We start from the raw sequence: 12,529 nt of genomic DNA on the forward strand, positions 1-12,529 counted from the left end.
GAGGCGGGTTTTTTATTTACGGCATCAACGATTACTCGTTGTCGGAACCGCCCAGACCTGCGTTCAGCAGTTCTGCCAGGCTCGCGGATGCATCTTCAGCAGTAACCTGCGGTGCAGCTGGCAGTTCGCCCGCTGCGCGACGACGCATACGATCCTGGTGGTACGCATAACCGGTACCAGCCGGGATCAGACGACCCACGATAACGTTCTCTTTCAGACCGCGCAGTTCATCACGTTTACCTGCAACAGCGGCTTCGGTCAGGACACGAGTCGTTTCCTGGAACGATGCTGCGGAGATGAAGGATTCGGTTGCCAGAGACGCTTTGGTGATACCCAGCAGATCGCGTGCGAAGGTCGCACCGATTTTGCCGTTCGCTTCCAGATCGCGGTTAGCGATCTTAACGCGTGAGTATTCAACCTGCTCGCCTTCCAGGAAGTCGGAGCTGCCCGCGTTTTCGATGGTTGCTTTACGCAGCATCTGACGAACGATAACTTCAATGTGTTTATCGTTAATCTTAACGCCTTGCAGACGGTATACGTCCTGTACTTCGTTAACAATGTAACGGGTAACAGCATGTACACCACGCAGACGCAGGATGTCGTGCGGCGCTTCTGGACCGTCGGAAACCACGTCACCACGTTCCACGCGTTCACCTTCGAACACGTTGAGCTGACGCCACTTAGGAATCATCTCTTCGTACGGCTCGCTGCCATCTACTGGCGTGATAACCAGACGGCGCTTACCTTTGGTCTCTTTACCGAAGGAGATGATACCGCTGATTTCAGCCAGGATCGCAGGCTCTTTCGGACGACGTGCTTCGAACAGGTCAGCAACGCGTGGCAGACCACCGGTGATGTCCTTGGTACCGCCGGATTCCTGAGGAATACGCGCCAGGGTGTCACCAGAGCTGATCTGTACGCCATCTTCCAGCTGAACAATCGCTTTACCCGGCAGGAAGTACTGCGCAGGCATATCGGTGCCTGGGATCAGAACGTCGTTACCCTGAGCATCAACGATTTTCAGTGCAGGACGCAGATCTTTACCACCGGTAGTTCGTTCAGCAGAATCCAGAACCACCAGAGAAGACAGACCGGTCAGCTCGTCGGTCTGACGAGTAATGGTCTGGCCGTCAATCATGTCAGTAAAGCGGATGAAACCACTTACTTCGGTGATAACCGGCATGGTGTGTGGATCCCAGTTTGCAACGGTTTCACCGCCGGCAACCTGCTCGCCATCACCTTTCGCCATAACTGCACCGTAAGGCACTTTATAGCTCTCTTTGGTACGACCGAATTCGTCGATCAGCTTCAGCTCGGTGTTACGAGAGGTCACAACCAGCTTGCCTGCGGAGTTAACAACAGACTTCGCGTTGCTGAGCTTGATGCTACCTTTGTTTTTCACCTGGATGCTGGATTCAGCAGCCGCACGAGATGCCGCACCACCGATGTGGAACGTACGCATCGTCAGCTGTGTACCCGGCTCACCGATGGACTGTGCCGCGATAACGCCGATAGCCTCACCTTTGTTGATGATGTGGCCACGCGCCAGGTCACGACCGTAGCAGTGCGCACACACACCAAAGTCGGTGTCACAGGATACAACGGAACGCACTTTCACGGAGTCAACAGAGTTCGCTTCCAGCAGGTCACACCACTGTTCGTGCAGCAGCGTATTGCGTGGAACCAGAATGTCTGCGGTGCCCGGCTTCAGAATGTCTTCCGCGGTCACACGACCCAGTACGCGATCGCGCAGCGGCTCTTTAACATCACCACCCTCGATAACCGGGGTCATGGTGATACCTTCGAGGGTGCCACAATCGTCTTCGGTAACAACCAGATCCTGCGCAACGTCAACCAGACGACGCGTCAGATAACCGGAGTTCGCTGTTTTCAGTGCGGTATCCGCCAGACCTTTACGCGCACCGTGCGTGGAGATGAAGTACTGGAGTACGTTCAGACCTTCACGGAAGTTCGCGGTGATTGGCGTTTCGATGATGGAGCCATCTGGCTTCGCCATCAGACCACGCATACCTGCCAGCTGACGAATCTGTGCCGCAGAACCACGCGCACCGGAGTCGGCCATCATGTAGATGCTGTTGAAGGAGACCTGCTGCTCTTCGACGCCGTCACGGTTAATCACGGTTTCGGTTTGCAGGTTATCCATCATCGCTTTAGATACACGATCGTTCGCCGCAGCCCAGATATCGATAACTTTGTTGTAACGTTCGCCTGCGGTTACCAGACCAGACTGGAACTGCTCCTGGATCTCAGCAACTTCAGCTTCCGCTTCAGAGATGATCTCGTGTTTCTTCTCTGGGATGACCATGTCATCAATACCAACAGATGCACCTGAACGCGCTGCATAAGCAAAGCCGGTGTACATTGTCTGGTCAGCGAAGATAACGGTCGGCTTCAGACCCAGAATGCGGTAACAGGTGTTCAGCATTTTGGAGATCGCTTTCTTGCCCAGCGCCTGGTTAACGATGGAGAAAGGCAGACCTTTCGGTACGATCATCCACAGAATCGCACGACCAACGGTCGTGTCTTTCAGGCTGGTGTGCGCAACGAATTCGCCGTTTTCATCTTTTTCGTATTCGGTGATACGCACTTTAACGCGCGCATGCAGAGAGGCCAGGCCAGCGCGATAAATACGCTCCGCTTCTTTAGGGCCAGTCAGCACCATGCCTTCGCCTTTGGCGTTAACACAGTCACGGGTCATGTAGTACAGACCCAATACAACGTCCTGAGAAGGAACGATGATAGGTTCACCGTTCGCTGGAGACAGGATGTTGTTGGTAGACATCATCAGCGCACGCGCTTCGAGCTGGGCTTCCAGCGTCAGCGGTACGTGAACAGCCATCTGGTCACCATCGAAGTCGGCGTTATAGGCCGCACAAACCAGCGGGTGCAGCTGGATAGCTTTACCTTCGATCAGTACTGGCTCAAAGGCCTGGATACCCAGACGGTGCAGGGTTGGTGCACGGTTCAGCAGTACCGGGTGTTCGCGGATCACTTCGTCCAGGATATCCCAAACGACAGCTTCTTCACGCTCAACCATTTTCTTCGCAGCTTTGATGGTGGTGGCCAGGCCACGCAGTTCCAGCTTGCCGTAGATGAACGGTTTGAACAGCTCCAGTGCCATTTTCTTCGGCAGACCGCACTGATGCAGACGCAGGTATGGACCTACGGTGATAACAGAACGACCGGAGTAGTCAACACGCTTACCGAGCAGGTTCTGACGGAAACGACCCTGCTTACCTTTGATCATGTCGGCCAAAGATTTCAGAGGACGTTTGTTAGAACCGGTGATCGCACGACCACGACGACCGTTATCCAACAGGGCATCGACTGCTTCCTGAAGCATACGTTTTTCGTTGCGTACGATGATGTCCGGCGCAGCCAGATCCAGCAGACGTTTCAGACGGTTGTTACGGTTGATCACGCGACGGTACAGATCGTTCAGATCGGACGTTGCGAAACGACCACCATCCAGCGGAACCAGCGGACGCAGATCTGGCGGCAGAACCGGCAGAACGGTCAGGATCATCCACTCTGGTTTGTTACCAGACTGAACGAACGCTTCCAGCAGTTTGATACGCTTGGTCAGCTTTTTACGCTTGGTTTCGGAGTTGGTTTCGTTCAGCTCTTCGCGCAGCGTTTCACACTCTTGCTCCAGATCCATGCTCTTCAGCAGGGCCTGGATAGCTTCCGCACCCATCTTCGCGTCAAATTCGTCACCGAACTCTTCCAGCGCGTCCAGATACTGTTCTTCGGTCAGGATCTGGTTACGTTCCAGATTCGTCATCCCGCCTTCGATAACCACATAAGATTCGAAGTACAGAACACGTTCGATATCGCGCAGCGGCATATCCAGCAGCAGGCCGATACGGGACGGCAGCGATTTCAGGAACCAGATGTGAGCGGTCGGAGACGCCAGCTCGATGTGGCCCATACGCTCACGGCGTACTTTGGTCTGGGTCACTTCAACGCCGCACTTCTCACAGATCACACCACGGTGTTTCAGGCGCTTGTACTTACCGCACAGGCACTCGTAATCTTTTACTGGCCCAAAAATACGCGCACAGAAAAGGCCGTCACGCTCAGGTTTGAACGTACGGTAGTTAATGGTTTCCGGCTTTTTAACTTCACCGAAAGACCATGAACGGATCATGTCTGGCGAAGCCAGAGCAATTTTGATCGCATCAAACTCTTCGGTTTTAGTTTGCGCTTTCAGAAACTTTAATAAGTCTTTCACGGATTTGCTCCCGTCGGAGTTAGCACACTCTGCTGTCGGGCGTTAACCCGACAGCAGTGACCTGTTTGAGCGAGAATTACTCGTCTTCCAGTTCGATGTTGATACCCAGCGAACGAATCTCTTTCAACAGTACGTTGAAGGATTCTGGCATGCCCGGTTCCATCTGATGGTTGCCGTCTACGATGTTCTTATACATCTTAGTACGACCGTTCACGTCATCAGACTTAACGGTGAGCATTTCCTGCAAGGTGTATGCTGCGCCGTATGCTTCCAGCGCCCACACTTCCATCTCCCCGAAGCGCTGACCACCGAACTGAGCCTTACCACCCAGCGGCTGCTGAGTAACCAGGCTGTAAGAACCGGTAGAACGAGCGTGCATCTTGTCGTCGACCAGGTGGTTCAGTTTCAGCATGTACATGTAACCTACGGTTACCGGACGCTCGAACTGTTCACCGGTACGGCCGTCAAACAGCGTAATCTGACCAGACGTTGGCAGACCACCCAGTTGCAGCAGCTCTTTGATTTCAGCTTCTTTTGCACCGTCGAATACCGGCGTTGCAATTGGCATACCTTTGCGCAGGTTCTCTGCCAGACGCAGCACTTCTTCATCGCTGAAGGTGTTCAGGTCGACTTTCTGACGAACGTCGGTACCCAGATCGTAGGCACGCTGGATGAACTCGCGCAGTTTCGCGACTTCCTGCTGCTGTTTCAGCATGGCGTTGATCTTGTCGCCGATACCTTTTGCAGCCATACCCAGGTGGGTTTCCAGAATCTGACCGATGTTCATACGAGACGGTACGCCCAGTGGGTTCAGTACGATATCTACCGGCGTACCGTTAGCATCGTGCGGCATATCTTCGATCGGGTTGATCTTAGAGATAACACCCTTGTTACCGTGACGACCTGCCATCTTATCACCAGGCTGGATCTGACGTTTAACAGCCAGATACACCTTAACAATCTTAAGCACGCCTGGTGCCAGATCGTCGCCCTGAGTGATTTTGCGGCGTTTCGCTTCGAGTTTTTTCTCGAACTCGTGTTTCAGTTCGTCATACTGCTCAGCCAGTTGTTCCAGCTGATTCTGTTTCTCTTCGTCGGTCAGGCCCAGTTCCAGCCAGCGATCGCGTGGCAGTTTGTCGAGCTTCTCAGCTTCAACGCCACCGGCAACCAGCACCGCATAGATACGGCTGAACAGACCTGCTTCGAGGATTTGCAGTTCTTCAGACAGGTCTTTCTTAGCCTGTTTGAGCTGCATCTCTTCGATTTCCAGCGCACGCTTATCTTTCTCAACGCCATCACGAGTGAAGACCTGAACGTCGATAACCGTACCGGAAACACCGTTTGGTACGCGCAGAGAAGAGTCTTTAACGTCAGACGCTTTCTCACCGAAGATTGCACGCAGCAGTTTCTCTTCTGGCGTCAGCTGGGTTTCACCTTTCGGCGTAACCTTACCAACCAGAATGTCACCGCCGGTCACTTCCGCACCGATGTAAACAATACCGGATTCATCCAGCTTGGAGAGCGCAGCTTCACCCACGTTAGGGATGTCGGCAGTGATCTCCTCTGGCCCCAGCTTGGTGTCACGGGACACACAGGCCAGTTCCTGAATGTGGATGGTGGTGAAACGATCTTCCTGAACCACACGCTCGGAGACGAGGATGGAGTCTTCGAAGTTGTAACCGTTCCACGGCATGAACGCTACGCGCATGTTCTGACCGAGCGCCAGTTCACCGAGGTCGGTGGACGGACCGTCTGCCAGCACGTCGCCGCGCTCAACTGGCTCACCCAGAGATACGCAAGGCATCTGGTTGATACAGGTGTTCTGGTTAGAACGGGTGTATTTGGTCAGGTTGTAGATGTCGATACCCGCTTCGCCCGGATACATCTCGTCTTCGTTAACTTTGATAACGATACGGGATGCGTCGACGTACTGTACGGTACCGCCACGCTTAGCCACTGCCGTAACACCGGAGTCAACGGCAACAGCACGTTCCATACCGGTACCAACCAGCGGCTTATCAGCACGCAGAGTTGGAACGGCCTGACGTTGCATGTTCGCACCCATCAATGCACGGTTGGCGTCATCGTGTTCCAGGAACGGGATCAGGGACGCACCGACGGATACCACCTGCTGGGTGGATACGTCCATGTAGTCAACCTGGTCGCGGCTGAACAAGCTGGATTCGCCTTTGCTACGGCAGGTAACCAGATCTTCTACAAAGTGGCCTTCGTCATCCAGGTTGGAGTTCGCCTGAGCGATAACGTAGTTGCCTTCTTCGATAGCAGACAGGTAATGAATTTCGTCGGTAACCACACCGTCGGTCACTTTACGATACGGGGTCTCAAGGAAACCGTATTCGTTCGTCTGTGCGTACACGGACAGGGAGTTGATCAGACCGATGTTTGGACCTTCAGGCGTTTCGATTGGACATACGCGACCGTAGTGAGTCGGGTGTACGTCTCGAACTTCAAAGCCTGCACGTTCACGGGTCAGACCGCCTGGGCCGAGTGCGGAGATACGACGTTTGTGCGTAATCTCAGACAGCGGGTTGTTCTGGTCCATGAACTGAGACAGCTGGCTGGAACCGAAGAACTCTTTCACTGCCGCTGAAATCGGCTTGGCGTTGATCATATCCTGAGGCATCAGGGTATCCAGATCGCCCAGAGACAGACGCTCTTTCACCGCACGCTCTACACGTACCAGGCCAACGCGGAACTGGTTTTCCGCCATTTCGCCTACGGAACGGATACGACGGTTGCCGAGGTGGTCGATATCGTCCACTTCGCCTTTACCGTTACGGATATCGATGAGCTTCTTCATCACTTCAATGATGTCGTCTTTGCTCAGGATACCGGAACCTTCGATTTCGTCGCGCAGCAGAGAACGGTTGAACTTCATACGACCAACCGCGGACAGATCGTAGCGGTCTTCGGAGAAGAACAGGTTCTCGAACAGGCTTTCAGCCGCTTCGCGAGTTGGTGGCTCACCAGGACGCATCATGCGGTAGATTTCGACCAGCGCGCTCAGACGATCGTTGGTTGGGTCGACGCGTACAGTCTCAGAGATGTACGGGCCGTGGTCCAGATCGTTGGTGAACAGCGTTTCGATACGTTTGTGGCCAGACTGGCTCAGCTTAGCCAGCAGATCCAGGCTCAGCTCCATGTTAGCCGGGCAGATCAGCTCGCCAGTTGATTCATCAACGTAATCTTTCGCGGCTACTTTTCCTGCAATGTATTCAACCGGAACTTCGATGTGTTTGATATCATCTTTTTCCAGCTGACGGATGTGGCGCGCGGTAATACGGCGACCTTTTTCCACATACACTTTGCCGTTGGCTTCGATGTCGAACGATGCGGTCTCACCACGCAGACGTTCCGGCACCAACTCCATCTGCAACTTGTTGTCGCGGATTTCAAAGATCACTTTCTCAAAGAACAGGTCCAGGATCTGCTCAGTGGTGTAGTTCAGTGCACGCAGAATGATGGTTGCAGGCAGTTTACGACGACGGTCGATACGGACAAACAGGTTGTCTTTTGGATCGAATTCGAAGTCCAGCCATGAACCACGGTAAGGAATGATGCGTGCGTTATACAGTACTTTACCGGAAGAGTGCGTTTTACCTTTATCGCTGTCAAAGAAGACGCCCGGGCTACGGTGCAGCTGGGAAACGATAACACGCTCAGTACCGTTGATAACGAAAGTACCGTTGTCCGTCATGAGTGGAATTTCACCCATGTAGACTTCTTGTTCTTTAATGTCTTTTACGGTGCCTTCCGGCGCTTCGCGCTCGTAGATCACCAGACGCAGTTTTACGCGCAGCGGTGCGGAATAGGTCACGCCACGGATCTGACATTCCTGAACGTCAAACACCGGTTCGCCAAGGCGGTAGCTGACGTATTGCAACTCGGAATTACCGCTGTAGCTCTGAATCGGGAACACGGAACGGAAGGCTGCTTCCAGGCCGTACTGCCCTTCAGGATCTTGCTCGATAAACTTCTGGAACGAGTCAAGCTGGATAGAAAGGAGATATGGAATGTCCAGAACTTGTGGACGTTTACCAAAATCCTTACGAATACGTTTTTTCTCGGTATAGGAGTAAACCATAGGGTTCCTCAGCTCGCTGACAAGTCGACCCATCTGTCCGACGAAGGGACAGTTTGTGCAACACCATTTTGTGGACCGGAAAATTGAATACTTTCCGCAATACCTGTTGCTATCACGCTTAAACCATTTCATTGCGATTTACACAGAGCGAGCACCCTGTCGCAGTATATTAAGTCGTCGATAGAAACAAGCATTGTCAGGACAACCAGCAGTCAAACAGTGTGAAATGCTGCTGATGCCTTACAGCGCAAAAAGGCTGGTGACTAAAAAGTCACCAGCCATCAGCCTAATTGCTTAGGCTGCAACCAGAAAAGTTGGCTTATTTAACTTCAACTTCAGCGCCAGCTTCTTCCAGAGATTTTTTCAGTGCTTCTGCGTCGTCTTTGCTCACGCCTTCTTTCAGCGCAGCTGGAGCAGATTCTACCAGGTCTTTCGCTTCTTTCAGACCCAGGCCAGTTGCGCCACGTACTGCTTTGATTACAGCAACTTTGTTCGCGCCAGCAGCTTTCAGAATTACGTCGAATTCAGTTTTTTCTTCAGCAGCTTCAGCCGGGCCCGCAGCTACAGCTACAGCAGCAGCAGCAGAAACACCGAATTTTTCTTCCATTGCAGAAACCAGCTCTACAACGTCCATTACGGACATAGCTGCTACTGCTTCAATGATTTGATCTTTAGTGATAGACATTTAAATTGTTCCTGAAAATCAGAATAAGTTTATACGTAAGCAAATGCTTTATAAAGATAACTGCGATTAAGCAGCTTCTTTCGCATCGCGTACAGCAGCCAGAGTGCGAACCAGTTTGCCAGCCGCAGCTTCTTTCATGGTTGCCATCAGGCGTGCAATTGCTTCTTCGTAGGTCGGCAGGGTTGCCAGGCGATCGATTTGCGATGCCGGGATCAACTCACCTTCAAAGGCTGCAGCTTTGACCTCAAATTTTGCATTCGCTTTCGCGAACTCTTTGAACAGACGAGCAGCAGCGCCCGGGTGTTCCATAGAGTATGCAATCAGGGTCGGACCAACAAACGTGTCTTTCAGGCACTCGAACTGAGTACCTTCAACTACGCGACGCAGCAGGGTGTTACGAACAACACGCATGTATACGCCAGCTTCACGACCTGCTTTACGCAGTTCAGTCATTTTGTCTACAGTAACGCCACGGGAATCCGCAACTACTGCAGACAGCGCGCCTTTGGCTACTTCGCTGACTTCAGCAACAATCGCTTGTTTGTCTTGAAGATTTAAAGCCATTAGCTTTGCTCCTGGATGTTTGCCGGAACTCATGTTCCGGAACTCACTTCACTCGACCCAACGGGAAGAGCGTCTTAATACGGTGAGCAGAAACAAGCCAGAGTATTTAAAATAATCTTAGCGTTCTGTCACCGTCTACGCAGGGGATTAAGTTTCTTGCGAAACACCTGCGGTCTTCGACGGAGGCCTGGATAGGCCAGGCTCCAACGAACAATTCTTTTAGCCGCTAACTTTTGTTAGCAAACGTGGGGGTAAGATTGTAGACAAAATCACCGCCCACGTAAAGGCATTAGTTTGCAGCAGCGCTCAGGCCAGCCTGGTCAACTGCAACACCTGCACCCATGGTGGTGGAGATGCTAACTTTCTTGATGTACACGCCTTTCGCCTGAGTTGGTTTAGCTTTTTTCAGCGCAACCAGCAGAGCTTCCAGGTTTTCTTTCAGTTTGTCAGCGTCAAAGTCCACTTTACCGATGGTGGTGTGGATGATGCCGTTTTTGTCGTTACGATAACGAACCTGACCTGCTTTAGCGTTCTTAACCGCTTCAGCAACGTTAGGGGTTACAGTACCCACTTTCGGGTTTGGCATCAGGCCGCGTGGACCCAGAACCTGGCCCAGCTGGCCAACAACGCGCATTGCATCTGGAGAAGCAATAACAACGTCAAAGTTCATTTCGCCTTTCTTGATCTGATCAGCCAGATCTTCCATACCTACCAGTTCAGCGCCGGCAGCTTTAGCAGCTTCAGCGTTTGCACCCTGAGCAAATACAGCTACGCGTACGGAACGGCCAGTACCGTGTGGCAGTACAGTTGCGCCACGAACGTTCTGATCGGATTTACGAGCGTCGATGCCCAGGTTAACGGCAACGTCAACGCTTTCAACGAACTTAGCAGTTGCCAGTTCTTTCAGCAGAGCGATAGCTTCGTTGATGTCGTACTGTTTGGTCGCATCAACTTTGTCACGGATCACGGACATGCGCTTGGTCAGTTTAGCCATTTCTTAGTCCTCCACTACCAGGCCCATGGAACGTGCAGTACCTTCGATGGAGCGAGTCATCGCTTCAATGTCGGAACCAGTCATGTCGGCAGCTTTGGTCTGCGCGATTTCCTGCAACTGAGCGCGGGAAATTTTACCCACTTTGTCTTTGTTCGGCTTACCGGAACCAGACTTGATGCCCGCTGCTTTCTTCAGCAGAACTGCTGCTGGAGGGGTTTTGGTAACGAAAGTGAAAGAGCGGTCAGCGTAAACAGTGATTACAACTGGGATTGGCAGACCTTTTTCCATGGATTCGGTTTTGGCGTTAAACGCTTTACAGAATTCCATGATGTTCACACCCTGCTGACCCAGAGCTGGACCAACTGGTGGACTTGGGTTCGCCATACCTGCTGCAACTTGCAGCTTGACGTAGGCTTGTACTTTCTTAGCCATTCTAAAATCCTCTGATTGGGTAATAACGCCTCGGAGAGGCTCCCCGTGAATAAAATTCGTTTTACGGGTCGGGACCCATAAAAACAAAAGGCGCGAAATTGTATTCCAATCTCGCGCCCTGTGCAACGATTAAATCGTCGCTTTTTTGATCGCTGCTTAGGCTTTTTCTACCTGAGCAAAGTCCAGCTCTACCGGGGTCGCACGACCAAAGATAGAAACGGAAACTTTCAGGCGGGACTTCTCGTAGTCCACTTCTTCGACGACGCCATTAAAGTCAGCAAACGGACCGTCATTAACACGAACCATCTCACCCGGTTCAAACAGCGTTTTCGGACGCGGTTTATCACCAACCTGCTGGAGGCGGTTCATAATCGCATCAACTTCTTTGTCGCTGATTGGCGCCGGACGATCGGATGTGCCGCCGATAAAGCCCATCACGCGTGGTACGCTGCGCACCAGGTGCCAGCTCGCGTCGTTCATCACCATCTGAACCAGCACGTAACCCGGGAAGAATTTACGCTCGCTTTTGCGACGTTGGCCGCCACGGATCTCAACCACTTCTTCGGTCGGAACCATAACTTCGCCAAACAACTCTTCCATATTGTGTAATTTGATATGCTCACGCAGCGACGTAGCTACGCGGCCTTCAAAACCGGAAAACGCCTGAACGACGTACCAGCGCTTTTTAGGGGCTTCAGACATCTCAGAACCTCAGGCCAGTGATAAAGGATACCAGGCGAACCAGAATACCATCCAGTCCCCACAGGATCAGTGACATTACAGCGGTAACCGCCGCTACAATCAGCGTGGTGTGCAATGTTTCCTGGCGAGTCGGCCAAATGACCTTGCGGACTTCGGTACGCGCTTCGCGGGCAAACGCAACGGTCGCTTTGCCTTTCGTCGTCAACAGCGCGACACCACCCGCCGCAGCAATCAGAATTACCACTGCAAGCGCGCGTAGCGGCAGCATCATGTCACGATAAAGATAGTTGCCAACAATCGCCACAATCAGCAGCACGGCTACAACTACCCATTTCATCGCTTCCAGGCCGCGCCCGCTCCCTTGAGCTTCGGTATTCGCACTCATAAACCAACCTGTCAGAAGTATTCTACAAACATTTTCACCCCGCGAGTGCGAGGCAAACCAATCGAAATGCTATTCGCTTTTCGTATTATACGCTCTCCGCAGAGCCTGTCTCAGCAATGATTATGACAAAATTAATCACTGATGAGCCAGGTTCTGATGTGAAAGCGTGCAAAAAGGGCATCAAATGATGCCCTTTTATTGCGCATTGCGTCAAATGTTATCAGCGATTAGCCGAGAACTTTAGCAACAACGCCCGCGCCAACGGTACGGCCGCCTTCACGGATTGCGAAACGCAGACCGTCGTCCATCGCGATTGGGTGGATCAGCGTCACAACCATCTTGATGTTGTCGCCTGGCATTACCATCTCTACGCCTTCTGGCAGTTCGATGGTACCGGTCACGTCAGT

Annotated in this window: 8 protein-coding genes and 1 pseudogene; all 9 read right to left on the reverse strand. The window is 52.4% G+C overall.

Features of this window, described 5'->3' with window-relative positions:
- Positions 1–31 precede the first annotated feature (31 nt).
- On the reverse strand, positions 32–4,255 hold the full coding sequence (gene rpoC / locus ACOTX7_RS20775) for a DNA-directed RNA polymerase subunit beta' (protein ID WP_006810528.1): 4,224 nt from the start codon (positions 4,253–4,255) through the stop codon (positions 32–34).
- Positions 4,256–4,331: 76 nt separating this feature from the next.
- Positions 4,332–8,360, reverse strand: coding sequence for a DNA-directed RNA polymerase subunit beta (gene rpoB, locus ACOTX7_RS20780; RefSeq protein ID WP_032673707.1), 4,029 nt, complete (start codon positions 8,358–8,360; stop codon positions 4,332–4,334).
- A gap of 319 nt (positions 8,361–8,679) precedes the next feature.
- Complete coding sequence (rplL, locus tag ACOTX7_RS20785) at positions 8,680–9,045, reverse strand: 50S ribosomal protein L7/L12 (RefSeq protein WP_002445276.1); 366 nt, start codon at positions 9,043–9,045, stop codon at positions 8,680–8,682.
- Between the two features lie 66 nt (positions 9,046–9,111).
- Entirely contained in the window at positions 9,112–9,609 is a 498-nt protein-coding gene (gene rplJ / locus ACOTX7_RS20790; protein ID WP_003862338.1) for a 50S ribosomal protein L10, read from the reverse strand.
- A 289-nt stretch (positions 9,610–9,898) separates the two neighbouring features.
- Positions 9,899–10,603: a 50S ribosomal protein L1 gene (gene rplA / locus ACOTX7_RS20795; RefSeq protein ID WP_006810530.1), complete on the reverse strand. Its 705-nt coding sequence runs from the start codon at positions 10,601–10,603 to the stop codon at positions 9,899–9,901.
- A 3-nt stretch (positions 10,604–10,606) separates the two neighbouring features.
- Entirely contained in the window at positions 10,607–11,035 is a 429-nt protein-coding gene (gene rplK, locus ACOTX7_RS20800) for a 50S ribosomal protein L11 (protein WP_003862340.1), read from the reverse strand.
- Between the two features lie 156 nt (positions 11,036–11,191).
- Complete coding sequence (gene nusG / locus ACOTX7_RS20805; protein WP_003862341.1) at positions 11,192–11,737, reverse strand: transcription termination/antitermination protein NusG; 546 nt, start codon at positions 11,735–11,737, stop codon at positions 11,192–11,194.
- A gap of 1 nt (position 11,738) precedes the next feature.
- Entirely contained in the window at positions 11,739–12,122 is a 384-nt protein-coding gene (secE, locus tag ACOTX7_RS20810; protein ID WP_003862342.1) for a preprotein translocase subunit SecE, read from the reverse strand.
- Positions 12,123–12,349: 227 nt separating this feature from the next.
- Positions 12,350–12,529: pseudogene (gene tuf / locus ACOTX7_RS20815) on the reverse strand (elongation factor Tu); the annotation flags it as partial.

The sequence above is a fragment of the Enterobacter cloacae complex sp. IR5418 genome, assembly GCF_049238105.1.
GTDB lineage: Bacteria > Pseudomonadota > Gammaproteobacteria > Enterobacterales > Enterobacteriaceae > Enterobacter > Enterobacter hormaechei.